Origin of the sequence: Geobacter anodireducens, from assembly GCA_001628815.1 — a bacterium.
GTDB lineage: Bacteria > Desulfobacterota > Desulfuromonadia > Geobacterales > Geobacteraceae > Geobacter > Geobacter anodireducens.
In genome coordinates this window covers 1,822,463-1,842,725 of the sequence record CP014963.1, presented here as the reverse complement: position 1 = coordinate 1,842,725, position 20,263 = coordinate 1,822,463, and the positions used below count along the sequence as shown (strand labels likewise).

Sequence of the window (20,263 nt, the reverse complement as noted above, 5' to 3'; positions counted from 1 at the left end):
GTTCCCCAGCACATGACCCTCGATTACGGCACACTGGAATTGCTGCGCCAGAGCCATCCGGCCTGGAGGCTGCTGTGCGCCAAACATGCCCCCCTGGTGGCGAGTTTTCTGCACCGGGTATTTATCGCCCCGAATGTGCGGTTTATGGCCCAGGCCGATCTGGCCGAGGCGCTGGAGGACGAACTCTTCGCCCTGCGCGAGCAACACGGTCCCGAGGCGTTTCCCGGCTCGGCCCAGAGCTATCTCAACGACTGGGCGGACAACAACAAGGGGTGGCTGCGCAAGTATTATCCGGCCGGGTCGGACGAGCCCCATTTCGACCTGACACCGGCCACGGAAAAGGCGCTGGCCTGGCTGGCGAGCCTGACCGAGCGGGCGTTTGTCGGCACCGAGTCGCGACTGTTGACGCTCTTCGAGCTGTTGCGGCAGATGAGCGAAGGGAGCCAGACCGATCCCCAGGCGCGGATCGCCGAGCTGCACAAACGCCGGGACGAGATCGACGCCGAAATCTCCCGGATCCTTGCCGGGGATATCCCCCTGCTGGACGACACGGCGCTGAAGGATCGTTTCCAGCAGTTTCTGCAGCTGGCGCGGGACCTTTTGACTGACTTCCGCGAGGTCGAGCATAACTTTCGCACCCTCGACCGGCGGGTGCGCGAGCGCATCGCCCTCTGGGAGGGGGCCAAGGGCGCGTTGCTCGAAGAGATCATGGGCGAACGCGACGCCATCGCCGATTCGGATCAGGGGAAAAGCTTCCGCGCCTTCTGGGATTTTCTCATGTCCCAGACCCGGCAGGAGGAACTCAGCCGCCTGCTGGAACAGGTGCTGTCCCTGCCGCCGGTCGTCGCGATGCGCCCGGAAGCCCGGTTGCAGCGCGTGCACTACGACTGGCTGGAAGCCGGCGAACACACCCAGCGCACCGTGGCCCGCCTCTCCCAGCAACTCCGGCGTTTCCTCGACGATCAGGCCTGGTTGGAGAACCGCCGCATCATGGATATCCTCCATGATATTGAGGCCCGGGCCCTGGCGGTGCGCGAGGCGCCTCCTGCCGGCGACTTCATGCAGCTGGCCGATACCGCCGCGAGCATTGAACTGCCGCTGGAGCGGCCCCTCTACCGCCCGCCGGTCAAGCCGATGATCGCCGATGTGGAACTGGAAGAAGGCGATGCCGATGTCGACACGGCGGCGCTCTATGCCCAGGTGGTGGTCGACCGGGCGGAGCTCTCCCGGCACATCCGCCAGGCGTTGCAAGCGCGCTCCCAGATCAGCCTGGGCGAGGTGATCTCCCGGCATCCTCTGCGCCACGGGCTGGCGGAACTCGTGGCCTATCTGCAACTGGCCGGTGAGTGGCCCCATGCCGCTGCGGATGAGGAACAGCAGGACCTGGTGGAGTGGCAAACCGACGACGGAACGGTCCGACGCGCACGGATGCCGCGCGTTATTTTCGTAAGGAACGGATGATGGACGCTTCAAATCCACAAATGGATGCACCCTCCGGCGCCACGCACGACCTTTCGGTGGTTGTCGTGCCGCTTCTGAAGGGCGTTCTCTACCTGGAGGACAGCCCCGGCCTGTGGAATTCGCTGCTGAACCTGCAGGCCAGGGTGCGCGACTATGTGGCCGTGCTCGGCCTGGAGCTGATGCTGGACGAAGCCGAGGGGTATGCGTTCCTGCGCTCGAAACCCGAGCAGGAGGACGAGAGTGCCGCAGGCAACCTGCCGCGTCTGGTGGCCCGTCGACAGCTCTCCTTCCCGGTCAGCCTGCTGCTGGCGCTTCTGCGCAAGAAGCTGGCGGAGTTCGACGCCGGCGGAGGGGAGACGCGCCTGATCCTCTCCCGGGACGAGGTGGTGGAACTGGTCCGGGTCTTTCTCCCCGCCGGGAGCAACGAGACGAAGTTGATCGACCAGGTCGACGGTCATCTGAACAGGATCGTCGACCTCGGTTTCGTGCGCCGGCTGCGCGGGCAGGAGCGGATGTTCGAGGTCCGGCGCATACTAAAGGCTTTTGTCGATGCCCAGTGGCTGGCCGAATTCGATCAGCGGCTGGCGGCCTATCAGAGTCAGTTGGGACAGAGCGATGAGGCGGCCGATGGCTGAGACCCTGGAGCTTGAATTCATCGGCGACGACAGACTGGCCGGCTTCCGTCTGCAGCGACTTGAGGTGTTCAACTGGGGGACCTTCGACGGCAGGGTTTGGACGCTGCAGTTGGGCGGCAGGAATGCCCTGCTGACGGGGGATATCGGCTCCGGCAAGTCGACCCTGGTCGATGCCGTTACCACGCTGCTGGTGCCGAGCCATCGCATCGCCTACAACAAGGCGGCCGGGGCCGACACCCGTGAGCGCACCTTGCGTTCCTACACCCTGGGGTACTACAAGTCGGAGCGCCACGACACGCTCGGCAGCGCCAAGCCGGTCGCCCTGCGCGACCACAACAGCTATTCGGTGGTCCTCGGGGTTTTCCACAACGCCGGCTACAACAAGACGGTGACCCTGGCCCAGGTCTTCTGGATGAAGGACGCCGCCGGTCAGCCGGCCCGCCTCTATGCGGCCTGCGAGCGAGATCTCTCCATCGCCTCCGACTTTTCCCGCTTCGGCACCGAGATCGGCGCTCTGCGCAAGCGCCTGCGCGGGGCCGGGGCGGAGCTCTTCGACAGCTTTCCGCCCTACGGGGCATGGTTCCGCCGGCGCTTTGGCATCGACAACGAACAGGCCCTGGATCTCTTTCATCAGACCGTTTCCCTCAAGTCGGTGGGGAATCTCACCGATTTCGTGCGCAGCCACATGCTCGAGCCCTTCGACGTCGCGCCGCGCATCGCCGCGCTTCTCCACCACTTCGACGACCTCAACAGGGCCCACGAGGCCGTGCTCAAGGCCAAGCGCCAGGTGGAGATGCTTCAGCCCCTGGTGGCCGATTGCGACCGGCACGGGGAACTGGTCAAGGCGACCGAGGAGCTGCGCGCCTGCCGGGAAGCCCTTCGCCCCTGGTTTGCCGGTCTCAAACAGGAACTTCTGGAAAAGCGCCTCGCCACCCTCGGGGAGGAACTGGCCCGCCACCATGTCCATATCGAACGCCTGGAGGAGCAGCGCCGGGCGCAGCAGGGGCGGGAACGGGAGCTGCGTCGCACCATCGCCGAAAACGGCGGCGACCGGATCGAGAGCATCGGCGAGGCGATCCGGCAAAAGGAAGAGGAGCAGGGGCGCCGCAGACAGAAGGCCGGGCGCTATGCCGATCTGGTGCGCCCTCTGGGAATTCCTGCGGCCGAGGCCGAGGAGCCCTTCCTTGCCCAGCGCCGGCAGTGCGCAGAGCTTCGGGAGCAGACGGCGGAAGAGGAAGCCGGGGTGCAGAACGAGCTCAACGAGGCCGGGGTCTTCTTCGCCCAGGGGCGCCGTGAGCATGGCCAGTTGCTGGCCGAAATCAACGGTTTGAGGGCTCGGCGCAGCAATATCGACGAGAAGCAGATCGCCCTGCGCCGTGCCCTGTGCGGCGCCCTGGAGATCCTTGAAGAGGATCTCCCTTTGCCGGGGAGCTGCTTCAGGTGCGCGAGGATGAGCGCGACTGGGAAGGGGCCATCGAACGGCTGCTGCGCAATTTCGGTCTCTCTCTGCTGGTGCCGGATTGCCATTACGCCCGGGTCGCCGACTGGGTGGACAGGACCCACCTCAAGGGGCGGCTGGTCTACTTCCGGGTGCGCGCCGGCATCCGGACGGATCTTCCCTCCCTCCATCCCGATTCCCTGGTGCGCAAGCTGGCCCTCAAGCCCGATTCGCCCTGTTACGACTGGCTGGAGCGGGAGGTCGCTCACCGTTTCGATGTGGCCTGCTGCGTCACGCAAGAGCAGTTCCGGCGCGAAACGAAGGCCATCACCAGGGCCGGTCAGATCAAGGCAACCGGCGAGCGACACGAAAAGGACGACCGCCACCGTATCGACGACCGCAGCCGTTACGTTCTGGGCTGGAGCAATGCGGCCAAGATCGCCGTGCTCGAGGAGAAGGCCCGACGCTTGGAGGCGCATCTGGGGGAAATCGGGACCCGTATCAGTACGCTTCAGGAGCAGCAGAAAACCCTCAAGGAGCGGCTGGCAACCCTCTCCAAGCTGGACGAATACCGGGACTTCCGCGACCTGGACTGGCGGCCGCTGGCGGTGGAGATCGCCAGGCTCGAGGAGGAAAAACGCCAGCTGGAGGCCGCCTCCGACCTTCTCCAGGCCCTCTCCGGCCAGCTCAGGGAGGTGGAAGCCGCGCTGACCGAGACCGAACGCCAGCTTAAAGAACGCAACGACAAGCGTTCCAAGGCTGAACAAAGGAAAAGCGACGCCGAGGAGTTGATGCAGCAGACCCGGACCCTGGTGGAAGAATCCGGTCCGAGCCATGCCGGGCATTTCGGGCGGCTTGCAGTGCTTCGCGACGAGGCGCTCGGCGAACATCAGCTCACCGTCGAATCCTGCGACAACCGGGAGCGGGAGATGCGCGACTGGATCCAGACCAGGATCGACGCGGAGGACAAGAAGCTTGGTCGGTTGAGGGAAAAGATCGTCAAGGCGATGACCGAGTATAAGGAAGAATGGAAGCTCGAGACTCAAGATGTCGACATCAGTATCGAGGCCGGTTTTGAATACCGAGCCATGCTGGAGCAGTTGCGGGCCGACGATCTGCCGCGGTTCGAGGCGCGCTTCAAGGAGCTGCTCAACGAGAACACCATCCGCGAGGTGGCCAATTTCCAGTCGCAGCTGGCGCGAGAGAGGGAGACCATTCGGGAACGCATTGCCCACATCAACGAGTCGCTTACCCAGATCGATTACAACCCCGGACGCTATATCGTATTAGAGGCGCAGGCCGCCGTTGATGCCGACATCCGCGACTTTCAGACCGAACTGCGCGCCTGTACCGAAGGAGCGCTCACCGGCTCGGATGACGCGCAGTATTCGGAGGCCAAGTTTCTTCAGGTGCGGCGCATCATCGAACGGTTCCGCGGTCGCGAGGGACAGTCGGAAGCCGACCGGCGCTGGACGGCCAAGGTGACCGACGTGCGCAACTGGTTCGTCTTCGCCGCCAGCGAGCGCTGGCGCGAGGACGACAGCGAACATGAGCACTACGTCGATTCGGGCGGCAAATCCGGAGGGCAGAAGGAAAAGCTCGCCTACACCGTCCTGGCGGCCAGCTTGGCCTACCAGTTCGGCCTGGAATGGGGGGCGGTCCGGTCGCGCTCCTTCCGCTTCGTGGTCATCGACGAGGCCTTCGGGCGCGGCTCGGACGAATCGGCCCAGTACGGTCTGCGGCTCTTCGCCCAGCTCAACCTGCAACTGCTGATCGTCACCCCGCTGCAGAAGATTCACATCATCGAGCCCTTCGTCGCCGGCGTCGGTTTCGTCCACAACGAGGACGGTCGAGCTTCGGTCCTGCGCAACCTCACCATCGAGGAGTACCGGGCTGAGAAAGCGAGGCAGCTGGCATGACCTGGACGACTCCCGTCGACCTTCGCGCCCAGGTGCAGAGACTGTGGGACAGGGGGAGCCTGCTGGCCGGTCTGGCCGGCGGCGAGGAGCTCTTCCCCCGGCGCCTGAACCTGAAAGGGCCGACCTCCCGGGAACTGGCCGAGCGCTTCTCCGAGGTGCGCGACTGGATCGCTCGGCTCGACGGCGAGGCGAAGCACTACAGGGTAGCATGGCGAAGCGTCAATCACCGTATCCTGGGCGAAAACCGGGTACCGGACGAGGTCTGGATCGACTCCCTAGACGATGCCCTCGGGCTGATCGGCCGACGCCGGGATGCCGAACGGTTTGCCGCGCAGGTCTCGCTGACGCGGGAACGTCGCTCCGAGCTGATGGCCTGGCTGGCCAGACGGCCGCTGCGCGCTCTGGAGCTGGCCGAAGACTGGGCACGCCTTCTCGACATCGTGGTCTGGCTGCAGAATCATCCCCGACCCGGGATCTATCTGCGCCAAGTGGACATTCCCGGAGTGCACAGCAAGTTCATCGAGGGGCACCGGGCTGTGCTGGCGGAGCTTCTCGACCTGGTGCTGGAGCCAGATGTCATCGATACCACTGCCGGTGGCGTCGGCGGGTTCTGCCGCCGGTACGGATTCCGGGACAAACCCCTGCGCCTGAGGTTTCGCATCCTCGATCCGAGCCTTGCCCTGCTTTCCACCGGAACCGACCAGGACCTCGCCGTCACCCACGACACCTTTGCCAGCCTGGATCTGCCGGTGAAAAGGGTCTTCATCACCGAGAACGAAATCAACTTTCTCGCCTTTCCCCCGGCATCCCTGAGCCTGGTCCTCTTCGGCGCCGGCTACGGGTTCGAGACCCTGGCCGAAGCCGGCTGGCTGCGGGAGAGGGAAATCCACTACTGGGGCGACCTCGACACCCACGGCTTTGCCATCCTCGACCAACTGCGGGCCCATTTTCCCCGGACCGCTTCCTTTCTGATGGACCGGGAGACCGTGCTGGCCCACCGGCCGCACTGGGGTTCCGAACTGCAGCCCGAGACCCGCGACCTGTTGCGATTGACCCATGAGGAAAACGCCCTATACGATGACCTGCGCCGGAATCGGCTGGGCGACCGGGTGCGCCTTGAACAGGAGAAAATCGGGTTTGATTGGGTGGTTGAAGCGCTGAAAAAGCTGGCTGAGTAGTGGTGGCCGGCTTCAATGAGAGCTCTGACGGTCCAAAGCCTCTCCCCTGGGGGGGTAGAAATGGGGGTAAAGTTAAAAATTATGTTCTGGAAAGATACTTAAAAATAACCATATAGACAATCAGTTCGATTGACGCCACCCCATTTAAATGTCCGGCCAAGGTCGGACAGGAGCGAAAGGCCACGAGAAATCGTGGCCTTTTCTTTTGTGCTTTATCCGGTTGCACGGGCGGTGTGCAGACGGTTTTCACAGGCACCGGCAGCTATCCACGGGTGATGTGGATAACCCCGGTGCATCTGTGGATAAGTCACAAAATTGTTACGTATCATTGGGCACTTTTACATCATGCATAACTTATGGGCACAGGCTGTAACCGTCTGAATCTACGTGTCAATAACTATTTTTGCCAGCATGCCGAATCTGGCGGAACCGGTCAATATCCCAACGAGGAAGAAAAGTGGATAACTGAGACGAAATACCATGTAAATCCATGGAGGTACCAATAAGCCCCTCAGTAACGCCCGCCTGTGACCAATACTTTGTATGGTAGGGCAATTGTTTAAATATTTAAATATGTTATATTGCATTTGTGCACAATTTATGCATATTTTGTCGAGAATTTTACGCGATTTTAGTTTTATTTGTTATTTTGCTTGTTGACTTTTAGTGGGTATTTTATTATCAAATATATCAAGTTTACTGGTTTGTGTTTGCAAGTTTGTTTATTTTGTTGTTCGTGTTTAGCCGGAACCAAGATCAAGAAGGGAATAGTTCATGGCCACAGAGAAGCTTTCATCACCGCCCCGGGTCCCTGGAGACGCCACTCCGCTGGAGATACTCATAATTGGCATCGAAGCGGCGGGCGGTGCCGTGAGCCTTGCCTGCTCCTTTTCAGTCGAGGACGTGATCATCATCGACCTGATCACGTCCCATGATCTTCCGGTGGGAATCTTCGCCATAGACACCGGGCGGCTTCCCGAGGAAACCCATGAGGTCGCCGAGGCTATCGTCTCCCGGTACGGGGTGGGCATTGATTGGTATTTCCCCCGCCACGACGAGGTGGAGCGGCTGCTGCGGGAGAAAGGGCCGTTTTCGTTCCGTGAAAGCCTTGCCAATCGCCTCCAGTGTTGTCATATCCGCAAAGTGGAGCCGCTTGAGCGCGCCCTGGCGGGGCTGGCCGGCTGGGTGACGGGCGTGCGGCGGGCTCACGGTGTGACACGGGCGAACCTCGCTCCTCTTGAGATCGACGGCACCAACGGCGGAATCGTGAAGATCAACCCCCTCCTGGATTGGACCGACGCCAGGTATGGGAATATGCGGAGGCCAGGCAACTGCCGGTGAATCGCCTCCATCATCAGGGGTATCCGTCCATCGGCTGCGCCCCCTGCACCCGGGCCGTTACCCCGGGCCAGCCCCCCCGGTCGGGGCGCTGGTGGTGGGAAGATCCTGAACACAAGGAATGTGGGCTGCACCGCCGGTGAGGCGAACAAGGCATCAAATCGGAGAGAATGAACCATGAACAGCCATCTTGATGAACTCGAAGCGCAATCCATCTACATCTTTCGCGAGGCATACCGGAAGTTCGAGAATCTCGCCATGCTCTATTCGGTGGGCAAAGACTCCACCACCATGATCCATCTGGCCCGCAAGGCCTTTTTCGGACGGATTCCCTTTCCGCTGGTGCACATCGACACCACCTACAAGTATCCGGAAATGATCGAATATCGGGACCGCATGGCACGGGAGTGGGGCGCGGATCTGATCGTCGGGCGCAACGAAGCGGCCATTGCCGCCGGCACGGGGCCCGAACAGGGGAGACTCGACTGCTGCGCCAAGCTCAAGACCGACGGGCTGAGCCAGACCATCGAGCGTCACGGTTTCAACGGCCTCTTTCTCGGCATCCGCCGGGACGAGGAGGGAAGCCGGGCCAAGGAGCGGGTCTTTTCGCCCCGGGACAAGAACTTCGAGTGGTCCTATAAGGACCAGCCGCCCGAACTGTGGGACCAGTTCAACACGACCTTTGCGCCGGGCACCCACATACGGGTCCACCCGATCCTGCACTGGACCGAACTGGACATCTGGCTCTACATCCAGCGGGAAGGGATCGAACTCTGCCCCCTGTACTTCGCCCGGGACGGCAAACGGTTCCGCTCCCTCGGCTGCATGCCCTGCACCGGCCCCATCCAGTCGAACGCCGTCACGGTGGAGGAGATCATCGAGGAGCTCCGCGCCATCAAGACACCGGAGCGGGCCGGCCGGGCCCAGGACCAGGAAAACACCTATGCCATGCAGAAGCTGCGGGCCAAGGGCTACATGTAAGCGGGTAAGGAGATACGATATGAGCCAGTCCGAAACACTGAAGATAGTCATTGTGGGGCATGTGGACCACGGTAAATCAACCCTGATCGGCCGCCTTTTCTACGACACCGGCAGCATTCCCGAATCCCGCCGCCAGGAGATCGCCGCAACCTGCAAGGCCCAGGGACGTCCCTTCGAGTTCGCCTACCTCATGGACGCGCTGGAAGAGGAACGGGTTCAGAATATCACCATTGATACGGCATCCAGCTTCTTTTCCACATCTCGCCGCCGGTACGTGATTATCGATGCGCCGGGCCACAAGCAGTTCCTCAAGAACATGATCACCGGCGCAGCCAGCGCGGACGCGGCAATCCTGCTGGTGGACGGCACCGAAGGGGTCCGTGAGCAGACCAAGCGCCATGCCCATGTCCTGTCGCTCCTCGGCATCCGCCAGGTGGTGGTGGCGGTCAACAAGCTGGACATGATCGACTATGACCGGCAACGGTTCCAAGAGGTGGAGAACGACATCCGGGCCTTCCTCCATTCGCTCCACATCGTGCCGGCCCACGTCGTCCCCATCTCTGCGAGGGAAGGGGAAAACATGGCCGGCCGCCAGGGGCACACTGCCTGGTACGCGGGCCCCACGATACTGGAGGCACTGGATGCCTTTGGCGACGTGCGGGGGGACGCAACGCTGCCCCTTCGTCTGCCGGTTCAGGATGTCTACACGTGGGACGGCCGCAGGATCTACGCGGGGCGGGTCGAGACCGGCGAGATCCGGCAGGGAGATGAGGTGATCTTTCAGCCTTCGGGAAAGGTTACCCGGGTCAAGAGTGTGGAAAAGTGGCGCGAGCCGGGGCTGGAACGGGCCGGGGCCGGTGAGTGCGTCGGCATCACCACCGAGGATGAGCTGTTCGTGGAACGGGGAGAGATCATAGCCCGCCCGCAGCAAGCACCCATCCGCACCCGGGAATTCCGGGCCAGCATCTTCTGGCTCGCCGATACGCCCTTCAGGGCAGGAGCCACCTACACCATAAAACTCGCAACAGCCGAGGTGCAGGCAGTGGCGGTAGACATCGAGGAACGGCTCGATTCCTCGACCCTGGAGGTGATCGGCCGCCATGAGCCCGAGTTGCAGCCGACCGAGGTGGGAACCGTCCTGTTCAGCCTCAAGACGCCGCTGGCAGTGGACAGGTACGGCGAGAACGTCCGAACGGGCCGCTTCGTTATTCAGGACAGCCTCCAGATCGGCGGGGGCGGAACCATTCAGACTGTGGAGGGTGACGCGGACAGCGCGGTCCGGCGCTTCAGCCTGGACGACTTCCAGGTCGGCGCAGACGGCGCGCGCGTGGTGGATCTCTCTCTTGAGCGAAACGGTGTTGAACTGGATGTGACGCCGGGCTTCCTTGATCACCTCTCCGCCGGCAACCGACTGATCGTGAGGCTGAGGGACCCCGTCCAGATCGAGCCGGTGGCCCTCCTGGCCTATGAACATAACCTCGGCTTCGTGTTCAGTCGCGATCGCGACCGGGTGAACGTGGTGCTGTACCGGGAACGGGACAGGGGTGTGGAGGCGCGTGCCGCCGCCTGACAGGGCAGGGCGGTTTCCTTTGGCAGGCCATGGCCAGCCGGAGGAAACCGCTGTTATTTAATATATTTTTCCACCAACTCTTCAAGTATCTCGCCAATGGTCGTCCGTTGACGGGCCGCGGCTATCTTGAGCTTCAGGTGGATATCCTCTCTCATGTTGGCCGTAAGCCGCACGTCCCCTTCGGCACAAGCCCCGACAGTCCTCTGCCTCCCCGGGGGCCAACCGCCTTCGCACTGCTCCTGGCCGGCGCTTTTTTCGGTTTTTCCTTTGCACGCCGCGCAGTCGTTACCGGCTCCGGCGCCGCCTTCTTCTTTGTCGGCTTTCGCGCTTCCTTCACTGCCGGTTCGGCAGCGGGTGCTTCACTTTTTTCAACAGGGGCAGGGACGTCGAACAGGGGCATCTGGCCTTCGAGAAGCTCCGCACTCATCCATGGTCTCCTTTGTGCACATGGTTTGTGAGCCGTACCGGCAAGCCGGAATCATACATGTTCATACTTACCTAAGTAAATATCTAAACAGTGCGGCGAGGCAGTCGCTTTTGCATTTTATGCATCCCCGTGGTACTATTCGCAACGTTGACAACTTCAGAATCAAGGATTGCGCCATGTATAGACTGACGATTCACACCTCGTTCGCCGCGGCACACTGCCTCATCAATTATCAGGGAGACTGCGAGAATCTGCACGGCCACAATTGGCGCGTAGAAGTTTCGGTCACGGCCCGCGAACTGGACAAGGCCGGACTGGGTATCGATTTCAAGGTGCTCAAGCAGGAAACCAACGGCCTGCTGCGGACTCTGGACCACAAGTACCTCAATGAACTGGAGCCGTTCAAAGAGATATCGCCGTCGTCCGAAAACATCTCCTGCTACCTCTACCACGAGCTGTCCCGCCGCCTCAATGACGGCAACGTGACAGTTGAAAGCATCACCGTCTGGGAGTCGGACAACGCTGCGGCCACCTACTATGAGTAAGCCCGGAGCCGAACTTGAGGAGGTTTTCTCCTCGGTCCAGGGGGAGGGGATGCTCATCGGCCTGCGCCAGGTGTTCATCCGGTTCCGGGGGTGCAACCTGACCTGCGACTACTGCGACACCCCGGCGGGTACGCCGGCCGAGCCGTGTCGTATCGAGCAGACCCCGGGCCGGCGCGACTTCGTTCCCGTGGATAACCCGGTCGCCCTCGATCGGGTGGCGGCGCTGGTGGAAGGGTGGCAGCGGGGCTGGCCCGGGGTGCACGATTCCATCAGCATCACCGGCGGCGAACCGCTCCTGAGGCACGATATTCTCATGCAGTGGCTGCCGGTTCTGAGAGAGCATCTTCCGTCTACCTTGAAACCAACGGCGTCATGCACGCGGCCCTGGGACTGGTGATCAACCACGTCGACATCATCGGCATGGACATCAAAATCCCGTCCACCTCGGGCTGTACCGACCTCTGGGACGACCACCGCCAATTCCTCGAAATAGCGAACACTCGCCGGGCGTTCATCAAAATCGTCGTGGGGGAGGAAACGGAAGACTGGGAAATCACCCGGGCCGGCGAGATCATAGCCGGCGTGAATCGGGACATCCCCCTGATCCTCCAGCCGGTCACCCGGGCCGGCGACACCCTCGGCATCAAGCCGGTCAAGGCGCTGGAGCTGCAGGAGCTGGCCTGCCGGTACCTGGCCGAGGTCCGGATCATCCCCCAGACCCACCGGTTCATGGGGCAGCTGTAAGTCTGCGCGGGAGGAGCGGCACATGATCATCGAAACCATGACCATGGTCGAATTCGAAGAAGGGCTCCGGGCCACCCGGACCGTGCTGGTCCCGTTCGGCTCGGTTGAGGAACACGGTTCGCACCTGCCGCTTTCCACGGACACCATCCAGGCCTATGAAGTGGGCAAAAAAGCTGCGCGTCTCATCCCGCTGTTCGTGGCCCCGCCGGTCCACTACGGCTCGTGCCGTTCCACCTCATGCCATCCGGGCACCATCTCCATCACCACCGCCACCCTGAAATCCCTCATGAAGGACATCGTCCGGTCGCTCTACCAGCAGGGGCTGCGCAACGTCATCATCCTGACCGGCCATGCCGGCGGTTCTCACCGGATGGCTCTCCAGGACGCGGGTGAGGAGCTCCTGCCCGAACTGCCGGAGCTGAACATCGCCGTTGTCACCGAATACGAACTGGCGTACCGCGAGGGGAAAAGCATCATCGAAACCGTGGACGACTCCCATGCCGGCGAGATTGAAACCTCCCGCATCATGCACTCCCATCCGGACCTGGTTAAGGGCTGTGCCGAGCGGGAATTCCCCAGCTTTCCGCCGGGCCTGCTGGTGCGCAACAAACGGAAATACTGGCCCGGCGGCGTGTGGGGCGATCCTTCCAAGGCCAGCGTGGAAAAAGGCCGTCTGATCGAAGACCTGGTGGTTGCCAAAGTCGTCCAGCTCGCCCGGACCCTGGAGGCGTTTGAGGAATAGCTTCTCCCGCCGCAGTACGAGCATCCCTCCCATCGAACCAGGGCATGCTGCCCGTCAGTCATCCGTCTTGCTCACCCGGAACGATGGCGGCACGTAGCCGGCCGGCCGGAACTGCTCCGGAACCGTAACCGTGTTGCCGTCGCGCAGCTGGGAGTAGTGGGGCGACATGATCTCGACCCCGGCCTCATTGAACGTATCCTGAATATTCTGGTGAAGCTGCGAATACAGGTTTGCCATCCGGTTCGGCTTGTCCGTGTAAGCGTTCAGTTCATAGGTCACATAGAAATCGTTGAGCGCTGTCTGGAGAATGAACGGCTCGGGCAGCTCAAGCACGTGCTCGGTACGGCGGGCGGCACTGATCAGCAGCTCGTGGACCTGCCGCCAAGGTGTGTCATACCCGATGGTGACGCTGGTATTGAGGATCAGCCCGTATTCCTGGGCCGAAGAACTGTAGTTGAGCACGTGGCTGGAAAGCAGCAGCGAGTTGGGTATGGTCACGTCCACGTTTTTGATCGTTCTCAGCCGTGTTATGAGCAGATTTTTCTCCACCACGTCTCCTACCGTATCACCCACCTTGATCCGGTCCCCGATATGGTATGCCCGCATGTAGGTAATGATGATCCCCGCCACCACATTGGCTACCGCCGACGTCGACCCCAGTGAAAAGAGAACCCCGAGAAAGATGGATATCCCCTTGAATGCCGGGGATTCCGAGCCGGGCAGATAGGGGAACGCCACGGTAACCGCGAATGCGATGACCAGAAAGCGGCAGATTTTGTAGGTCGGTTCCGCCCATTCGGGGTAAAAGCCGGGAATGGATATGGTACCCTTGCCAATTTCGCCGATGATAACCTTCATCAATCGGCTGATGAAGTAGGCAATCACAACGATGACCGCGATGAAGAACAGGTTGGGCAGATAATCGGCCACGGCTTTAACCGCGGTAACCAGCGGGTTGGTCAGGTAATGCAGGAGCAGAGGGGCAAACCGCCTGGTCCAGGGGAAAAAGCTCAGCACCGACAGGAGGTAGACGCACACGAGCAGGAAAACAGCCAGGATCCTGATCCACCGGACCGCGCTGAGGATGACCTGAGTTATCCGACCGGCTGAGACAATCTCGAAGGACTGGATTTTCAGATCCCGGATCCTGGTACCGCTCCATGACTCGATGGTGTTTCGCACCACGGGGTACGACCGCTTGATGATCAGGAGCAGCAGAGCCAGCAGGATCGTGGCAGCAATGGTCAAGCCGGCCCCCTTGATCAGGCTCTGGACCGAATAGTCATTGTGATAGTCCTCCAATGCCTTGCGAATGACGTCAAGATACGATTGCACCAGCTCGTGCCTTGTCTTCCCTTCGGCGCGGGCATCGTCATCGGTTACGGTCAGGATCAACGTGTCACCCGCGATGATATCGGTAACCGTCTCGGCCTCAACGGCATGAACATCTGCCGGAGACACCAGAGGCGAACGCGCAAGGCGCACCAACCGCTCGGAGATGAGCGCGGCCCGCTCCCGGGGCATCAGCGACAGAGCGCGGTGCCGCACGTAAAAGAGGGGCTTTCCATTCAATGTCACGGCCGCCGGAGCCTGGGCCAGGGAATGCTCGCTCACCACCGGCATGTCTGCCGAATACAGTGGGGTCGCCAGCAAGCCAGCCAGCAGGGCGACTATCACGATCACGAAGCGCATTGTTCCTCTGACGGGGTAGAGGCTGTGAGCAGGGGACCAGCCAACTGTATTGAAACAATTTCAGGTGTGGGTACGAGTCGAAGCTCTGGGCCTGAAGCTGGAGTGAATCGTTTTAAGCTTACCATAAGCTGGGAGAGCTATCCTTACCGCCTCCTGCCTGATTCGTGTCCTAAGCTGGAGTGGCAGTCGATCAACGAAGTCTGGTTCAATGTTCAAGGGAGCGGCTTCTGAACCGGAAAGACTCAACCCGACTTTGCCCTTGAACAATGCCGTCGGTTAACTGTATGTTGACGCTAAAAGGACACAAGCAGCATGACAAGATGCCGTTTCCTCCACACCGCCGACATCCACCTCGGCAAAACCTACCGCACCTCCACCGGTGAGGCTGAACGCTACGAAGACTTCTTCCGCATGCTCGGCAGCATTGTGTCCGGCGCCATCACGGAGAGGGTCAATTTCGTCCTCATCGCCGGCGACCTGTTCCACACCGGCCAGATCCTCCCCCGAACCTTCGCCCGCACCATCGAGATACTTCAGCCGCTCAAAGACGCCCGCATCCCTTGCATTGCCGTGGAGGGCAACCACGACTGGATTCACCGCCGCGACAGCATCTCCTGGATGGAGGCCCTGTCGCAGATGGGGTACATCCACCTGCTGCGCCCCAGCCGCACCGAGACCGGCGGCTACCGCTTTGATACCTTCGATTACGAGCAGGGGATGGGTGGCCACATCGAGGTCAACGGGCTCAACATCTACGGCCTTGGCTACATCGGCACCCAGGCCGGCGCCCATGTAGCACGCATCTGCGATGCTATCACCACCACGAACAACATCCTCCTCTTCCATGTGGGGGTCTGGACCTACTCACCGGTGGAGATCGGCAACATGAAACCGGAAGAAGCGATCCCCCTGGCCGATGTCTTCGACTACGTGGCCCTGGGCCACGGCCATAAACCCTATATCATCGCCACCCCCGAGGCCGTCCCTACGCCTTCAATCCCGGCTCCCCCGAATGCGTCAACTTCGGCGAGGAAAAATACGACAAGGGGTATTACCTGGTTACCGTGGAGGATGGTGTCTTCACCCACGAGTTCCGCCCGACCAGTCCCCGCCCCATGCTGGTGACCACCATTGACCTGGATGGTGCCGGAGATGCGGAAGCAGCCCTGGCACGGTTCCGCAACGAGGTTGCCGCAAAGATCGCATCGTTCAGCGATGACCGCCAGCCGCTCCTGGAGGTCAAGCTCACCGGCCGGGTCGGCTTCCACCCCTTCGAACTGGGGCGGGAACGGCTTCGTCTGGCCCTTGAGGAGATCTGCAACCCTCTCCATGTGGAGATCAAGAACCACCTCTCCCTGGTCACTGCCGGCGGTGGCGCAGAATCCGAGAAGAAGAGCCTCGCCGAGATCGAGCGGGAGGTGCTCAGGGAGTTGATATCCGCCAAGAGCGAGTACAAGGGGCGGGAGGATGAACTGGTGCGGCTTTCCCTGGCGATCCGCGACCAGGTGCTCAAGGGGGAGACGGACGGCGAAGAGTTGCTGGGTCTTCTGATGCGGGAGCCTGCCTGATGCGGATACTCTCCATCCATCTGAAGAACATAAAATCCCACCGCGACACGGAGCTTACCTTCTCCGCCGGGATCAACGTCCTTTCCGGCCCCAACGGCGTCGGCAAGAGCACGGTGTTCGAGGCGATCGGCTACGCCCTGTTCGGGGTGGACGCCCGGGACTTCGTCTCCAACGTGGACCGGTTTCTCTCCATCGGTACCAAGAAGGGAGAGATCGCCGTCACCTTCAGCACCGACGCCAACGAGACCTGGCGGGTGACCCGCACCGTCGGCACCCCGACCAAGTGGCTTCTGGCCAAAGCGCAGGGTGGAGCCTTCGAGGTGGAGGAGCACGCCCGGCTCGAAGAGACCGAAGCCCGCATTGCCGAACTCCTCGGGCTCAATAACGGCCGGCCCCTGGCGGAGCAGTTCAAGCTGGTAATCGGCCCGTTCCAGAACGAATTCCTCGGCCCCTTCGTCATCAAACAGCCCACCAAACGCCAGGAGGCATTCGACGAGATCCTCGGCATCGATGCCTGGCGTAAGACCTACAAGAGCACCAGCGCGCTCCTCTCCGCTGTGCAGGAAAAGATCAAGATTATCGCCGTGGAGATCGAGGCGAAAGAAGCCCAGGTTGTGGTCCTGCCCGAGCGTGAAGATGAGCTGGCAAAAATAAAGACCGATGCCGAGGCACTCCGGAAAGTCCTTTCATCACAAACGGATGCCCTGCGGGACGTGGAGAAACAGCTTATCGAGCTCGATGGCCAGGAAAAAGGAATCGCCGCGCTCCAGGCCGAGATCCAGATCCTTGCCAACCGCATCACTGATGGCGAGGGCAAGATCAGGGATCAGAGGCAACGGGTAGGGGAGGCGGAGAAGGCCAGCGGGGTTCTGGATCAGACGCGTCCAGGCAAGGAGGCTTTCGAACGGGCCGAGTCGCGGCTGGCGGAGTTGGTGAGTAAGGACAAACAGCGTCGAGAAATCGAGAAGGACGTTGCCCGCCTTGAAAATGAGACCCAGCGCCTGACCCAGGCAGTCGAACATGAGCAGAAGGAGATAGAAGGGGAGGGGCGCCGCCTCAATGAGGAAGAGGACGCCCTTGCCAAGGCCCGGAGCGAACTCAAGCCGGACCGGATGGTGGTGGACACGGCTGGCCGACTGTCAGGACTTCGCGACGAGGTCAATGGCGTTCGCTCGGAAAAGGGACTCTTGGAAGGGCGCCGTATCGGACTTCTGGAGGGGCAGGAGAAGCTCGGCGAAGGGTCGTGCCCCTTTTTCAAGGAGCCTTGCCGGAACGTGGCCGGAACCACGCCGAAAGACGTGTTCACCACGAGGATTGCCGCGCTTGACCGGAAGATGCAGGCACTCACCGAGGCCTTGGGCAAACTGTCCGTAGAGGTGGCTGACGCCGAGGCGGCCGAGAAGCAGCTTGCCGCCCTGGCAGTCCGGAGCCGGGAACTGGACAAGCAGGCGACGGCCCTGGCTGAACGCCGCGCCAGAAATGAGAAGCGCGCCGCGACGTTGTTGGCACTGTCAACGCAACAGGCCGAAGCGGCCGCCCGGGCAAAAGTTCGCAAGGAAGATCTTCAGGTTTTTGTCGGCCTCGACCGCGAGATTGAAAATGCAACTGCGGAGCGGGGCCGGTTCCAGGCCGACCGCGATGCCTACCATGCCCACGAAAAGGATGCCCTGGATCTGGATAACCGGCGCCAGACCCTGGAAAAGATGCTCCGACTCCTGGAAGAGTTGCAGAAGCACCTCATCGGGAAGAAAGAAGAACTTGCCCGGCTTCAGGAAATCTATAACCCGGACCGGCACAAGGATGCCCGTGACCAGAAAGACCGCCTGGTAGCGCAAGTCGCCTCGCTGGCCCAGCAGATCGAGAATCTGGAGAAGGACCAAAAGCGCCTTGAGGATGAAATCGGCAAACTGAAGCTGCTTAAAGACGAGATCGCACGGAAACAGTCCGAACGGAATTCCTTCGAGCTGAAAGAGAAACTCGTCAAGTTCCTCCGCAACCAGGTCTTCAAGAACGTCTCAGCCCAACTCTCGGAGCGGTTCCGGGAGGAAATCAGCCTCCGCGCCGACCGGATCTACCGCACCATTGCCGAGACCGATGAGGAACTGGTCTGGGGCGAGAACTACCAGATCGTCCTTCGGGACATGGCGGACGGCGTTGTCCGCGAACGGAGTGACGACCAGCTCTCCGGCGGCCAGACCATGAGCGCCGTGGTAGCACTGCGGTTGGCGCTGCTTCAGACCATCGGCGCCCGGATCGCGTTCTTCGACGAGCCAACGTCGAATCTTGACGCTTCCAGGCGGGAAAACCTCGCCACTGCCTTCCGCGCCATCGACGTCGGTCGGGAAGAGGTTACCGAGCACTGGTACGACCAGCTATTCCTCATCAGCCATGATGTGGCCTTTACCGAGATTACGGATCAGATGATTCAACTGGGCGAGTGATCTCGGTGATCATGCAAGCGTAACCACATACCAGTGTAACGGCATACGGCCCCGATCAATGCCTTTAGTCCGACAGCGGTGAAATGGCGGGTCTCAGGCTATCCTTCAACGCACATCATAAACTTTACATAATATATCTTATGGGACGTAAAATCCCGGAGGTCTATTATGAAAAATCCCACCGCAACACTCCCCGTCGAAAAGATCACGATTGAATTCGTTGACTGGCACTTCGTTAACGATTGCGGCACCACCAGCGACTCCTATGACATCACCCACTGGTCTCCTGATCAACGGCGTGATCTCCATGCCTTCCTCGAAACCAACGGCGCTGTCCGCATTCCATCGGAGATCGCCGAGTGAACAGCAATGCGGTGAATCACCGCCCTTTCTCGGTGACGTGCCGTCGACCCAGCGGCTCCAGCGGGGGCGACGGCTCGGCCACTGCCGGGGCCGGTTGTGCCGGCCCCGGCATACGAAACCCCATGGGGTTTCGAGGGGGGCCAGCGGGGGGGCCAGCCCCCCCGGTCAACAGCTCAGTTTTTTGGGAGTGAAACGACCCCCTTCAACAGCCCCGACCGCTGCCCCGGATCAGGGAAGGACCGGCCTAGTAACACGGTCCTTTAGTCTCATTTCTGAGACTCACCCCCTCGACAACGGAGAGGCAGACACCGCGCGGGTTTACGGCAGATTTACCGAAAATGGCGTTTTGAAGATACTTAACAATTCCGGCACGTTACCGTGTCCGACAAATTTTGGAGGTTTTATGGCTCGGTTCAACGACATCAAAGGCGGGAGGATGGCCCGCAAGATCACCTTCCGGCTTGACGAAAAACACCTCGAAGAACTGGAAACCTGTTCCCTTAACTTCGGGGCCTCGGTCTCGTTCCTGGTCCGGCACTTGGTGGTCCGGTTCCTGGAAGATCAGCGGCGCAATAACCCCTCTTCCGTTGCGCGTCTCGGGGGGATGCCATGATCGACCCTCGCCCTGCTCTCCCGATCGACATGGACCGGCTGCTCCTGGACGTGAACACTCAGTTCAACCCCCTGCGCTCCGAGTTCCTTCTTGACTTCCACGTCTCCGGGGCCAGGGACGGCCTCGTCTACGTCTCCTTCTCCCTGCCCGAAGGCATGACGCGCCTTTTCGTCTCCTTCCTCCAGTCCATGGCGGGGTTCTTCCGCTTCGTGGACATCAAGGCCCGTTCCGCTTCCGCGATCACCAAGGCCCATGATCCGGCTGAACGGGAAAAGGTGGAAGTGATCCGGAAAGACTTCCACAAAGAGGTCTGCGAGATCTTTGACGGCTTCCGGGGTCAGGGACTCGACCTGAAAGAGGCCACCAAACGCACGAATTCGACCTTGAAGGCAAGACAGCACCCTTGGGCGACATTCGAGACGGTCCAGAAGGTCTTACGCTCTGAGGGGCGATTTCGGCGCCAGAAAGGGGGGTATTGAAAAAAACGATAGACATTGACCGACAATCGACCTAAAAAGTCAGACAAAGTCGTGCTGACTTCTTGGGTAGGGGCAAGCTGTATTCTTCAACGATTTAAGTGACATAAACTATATCTTATGGGACGTAAA

General features: G+C 61.0%; 12 protein-coding genes and 6 pseudogenes. 15 read left to right on the top strand and 3 right to left on the bottom strand.

All coding sequences use genetic code 11. The annotated features are described in order from the left end of the window. The first annotated feature begins 12 nt into the window (after nucleotides 1-12). From A2G06_08415 to A2G06_08400, 4 genes and pseudogenes are all read left to right on the top strand, one after another. Nucleotides 13-1,461: a hypothetical protein gene (locus A2G06_08415; GenBank protein ANA40314.1), complete on the top strand. Its 1,449-nt coding sequence runs from the start codon at nucleotides 13-15 to the stop codon at nucleotides 1,459-1,461. After that, nucleotides 1,458-2,096 carry a hypothetical protein gene (locus A2G06_08410; GenBank protein ID ANA40313.1) on the top strand — a complete coding sequence of 213 codons (639 nt, stop codon included), beginning with the start codon at nucleotides 1,458-1,460 and terminating at the stop codon, nucleotides 2,094-2,096. The genes A2G06_08415 and A2G06_08410 overlap by 4 nt, the downstream gene beginning before the upstream one ends. Further along, nucleotides 2,089-5,453 (top strand): annotated as a pseudogene (locus tag A2G06_08405) (ATP-dependent exonuclease SbcCD, C subunit-like protein). The gene A2G06_08410 and the pseudogene A2G06_08405 overlap by 8 nt, the downstream one beginning before the upstream one ends. Beyond that, nucleotides 5,450-6,631 carry a hypothetical protein gene (locus A2G06_08400; protein ANA40312.1) on the top strand — a complete coding sequence of 394 codons (1,182 nt, stop codon included), beginning with the start codon at nucleotides 5,450-5,452 and terminating at the stop codon, nucleotides 6,629-6,631. Before A2G06_08405 ends, A2G06_08400 begins: the two are co-directional and overlap by 4 nt. 390 nt (nucleotides 6,632-7,021) lie before the next feature. Here the strand turns inward: A2G06_08400 and A2G06_08395 are convergent. After that, nucleotides 7,022-7,251 (bottom strand): annotated as a pseudogene (locus tag A2G06_08395) (hypothetical protein). 154 nt (nucleotides 7,252-7,405) lie between these two features. Here A2G06_08395 and A2G06_08390 point away from each other — a divergent pair. From A2G06_08390 to A2G06_08380, 3 genes and pseudogenes are all read left to right on the top strand, one after another. Next, a pseudogene (locus tag A2G06_08390) lies at nucleotides 7,406-8,112 on the top strand (phosphoadenosine phosphosulfate reductase). Between the two features lie 34 nt (nucleotides 8,113-8,146). After that, on the top strand, nucleotides 8,147-8,950 hold the full coding sequence (locus A2G06_08385) for a sulfate adenylyltransferase (protein ANA40311.1): 804 nt from the start codon (nucleotides 8,147-8,149) through the stop codon (nucleotides 8,948-8,950). A gap of 19 nt (nucleotides 8,951-8,969) precedes the next feature. Then, on the top strand, nucleotides 8,970-10,520 hold the full coding sequence (locus A2G06_08380) for an elongation factor Tu (protein ID ANA40310.1): 1,551 nt from the start codon (nucleotides 8,970-8,972) through the stop codon (nucleotides 10,518-10,520). 53 nt (nucleotides 10,521-10,573) lie between these two features. Here A2G06_08380 and A2G06_08375 read toward each other — a convergent pair. After that, nucleotides 10,574-10,947 (bottom strand): annotated as a pseudogene (locus A2G06_08375) (hypothetical protein). 176 nt (nucleotides 10,948-11,123) lie between these two features. Here A2G06_08375 and A2G06_08370 point away from each other — a divergent pair. From A2G06_08370 to A2G06_08360, 3 genes and pseudogenes are all read left to right on the top strand, one after another. Next, on the top strand, nucleotides 11,124-11,492 hold the full coding sequence (locus A2G06_08370) for a 6-pyruvoyl tetrahydrobiopterin synthase (protein ANA40309.1): 369 nt from the start codon (nucleotides 11,124-11,126) through the stop codon (nucleotides 11,490-11,492). Then, nucleotides 11,485-12,236, top strand: a pseudogene (locus A2G06_08365) (radical SAM protein). The gene A2G06_08370 and the pseudogene A2G06_08365 overlap by 8 nt, the downstream one beginning before the upstream one ends. A gap of 22 nt (nucleotides 12,237-12,258) precedes the next feature. Next, nucleotides 12,259-12,978 (top strand): creatinine amidohydrolase, encoded by a 720-nt coding sequence (locus A2G06_08360; GenBank protein ID ANA40308.1) that lies wholly within the window; start codon nucleotides 12,259-12,261, stop codon nucleotides 12,976-12,978. A 54-nt stretch (nucleotides 12,979-13,032) separates the two neighbouring features. Here A2G06_08360 and A2G06_08355 read toward each other — a convergent pair whose 3' ends face one another. Further along, nucleotides 13,033-14,670 carry a mechanosensitive ion channel protein gene (locus A2G06_08355; protein ANA40307.1) on the bottom strand — a complete coding sequence of 546 codons (1,638 nt, stop codon included), beginning with the start codon at nucleotides 14,668-14,670 and terminating at the stop codon, nucleotides 13,033-13,035. 312 nt (nucleotides 14,671-14,982) lie between these two features. On the opposite strand from A2G06_08355, the pseudogene A2G06_08350 reads away from it, so the two are divergent. The 5 genes and pseudogenes from A2G06_08350 (at nucleotide 14,983) to A2G06_08330 (ending at nucleotide 20,134) form a co-directional block, all read left to right on the top strand. Continuing rightward, a pseudogene (locus tag A2G06_08350) lies at nucleotides 14,983-16,238 on the top strand (nuclease SbcCD subunit D). After that, entirely contained in the window at nucleotides 16,238-18,679 is a 2,442-nt protein-coding gene (locus tag A2G06_08345; GenBank protein ID ANA40306.1) for a nuclease SbcCD subunit C, read from the top strand. Before A2G06_08350 ends, A2G06_08345 begins: the two are co-directional and overlap by 1 nt. A gap of 168 nt (nucleotides 18,680-18,847) precedes the next feature. Further along, entirely contained in the window at nucleotides 18,848-19,042 is a 195-nt protein-coding gene (locus tag A2G06_08340) for a hypothetical protein (protein ID ANA40305.1), read from the top strand. 403 nt (nucleotides 19,043-19,445) lie between these two features. Continuing rightward, nucleotides 19,446-19,655: a hypothetical protein gene (locus A2G06_08335; GenBank protein ANA40304.1), complete on the top strand. Its 210-nt coding sequence runs from the start codon at nucleotides 19,446-19,448 to the stop codon at nucleotides 19,653-19,655. Next, nucleotides 19,652-20,134: a hypothetical protein gene (locus A2G06_08330; protein ID ANA40303.1), complete on the top strand. Its 483-nt coding sequence runs from the start codon at nucleotides 19,652-19,654 to the stop codon at nucleotides 20,132-20,134. The genes A2G06_08335 and A2G06_08330 overlap by 4 nt, the downstream gene beginning before the upstream one ends. The last annotated feature ends 129 nt before the right edge of the window (nucleotides 20,135-20,263 follow it).

Excerpts from the sequence above, each read along its gene's own strand:
- A2G06_08415 (ANA40314.1), top strand. The coding sequence starts at position 13 with ATGACCCTCGATTACGGCACACTGGAATTGCTGCGCCAGAGCCATCCG.
- A2G06_08410 (ANA40313.1), top strand. The coding sequence starts at position 1,458 with ATGATGGACGCTTCAAATCCACAAATGGATGCACCCTCCGGCGCCACG.
- A2G06_08400 (ANA40312.1), top strand. The coding sequence starts at position 5,450 with ATGACCTGGACGACTCCCGTCGACCTTCGCGCCCAGGTGCAGAGACTG.
- A2G06_08385 (ANA40311.1), top strand. The coding sequence starts at position 8,147 with ATGAACAGCCATCTTGATGAACTCGAAGCGCAATCCATCTACATCTTT.
- A2G06_08380 (ANA40310.1), top strand. The coding sequence starts at position 8,970 with ATGAGCCAGTCCGAAACACTGAAGATAGTCATTGTGGGGCATGTGGAC.
- A2G06_08370 (ANA40309.1), top strand. The coding sequence starts at position 11,124 with ATGTATAGACTGACGATTCACACCTCGTTCGCCGCGGCACACTGCCTC.
- A2G06_08360 (ANA40308.1), top strand. The coding sequence starts at position 12,259 with ATGATCATCGAAACCATGACCATGGTCGAATTCGAAGAAGGGCTCCGG.
- A2G06_08355 (ANA40307.1), bottom strand. The coding sequence starts at position 14,670 with ATGCGCTTCGTGATCGTGATAGTCGCCCTGCTGGCTGGCTTGCTGGCG.
- A2G06_08345 (ANA40306.1), top strand. The coding sequence starts at position 16,238 with ATGCGGATACTCTCCATCCATCTGAAGAACATAAAATCCCACCGCGAC.
- A2G06_08340 (ANA40305.1), top strand. The coding sequence starts at position 18,848 with ATGAAAAATCCCACCGCAACACTCCCCGTCGAAAAGATCACGATTGAA.
- A2G06_08335 (ANA40304.1), top strand. The coding sequence starts at position 19,446 with ATGGCTCGGTTCAACGACATCAAAGGCGGGAGGATGGCCCGCAAGATC.
- A2G06_08330 (ANA40303.1), top strand. The coding sequence starts at position 19,652 with ATGATCGACCCTCGCCCTGCTCTCCCGATCGACATGGACCGGCTGCTC.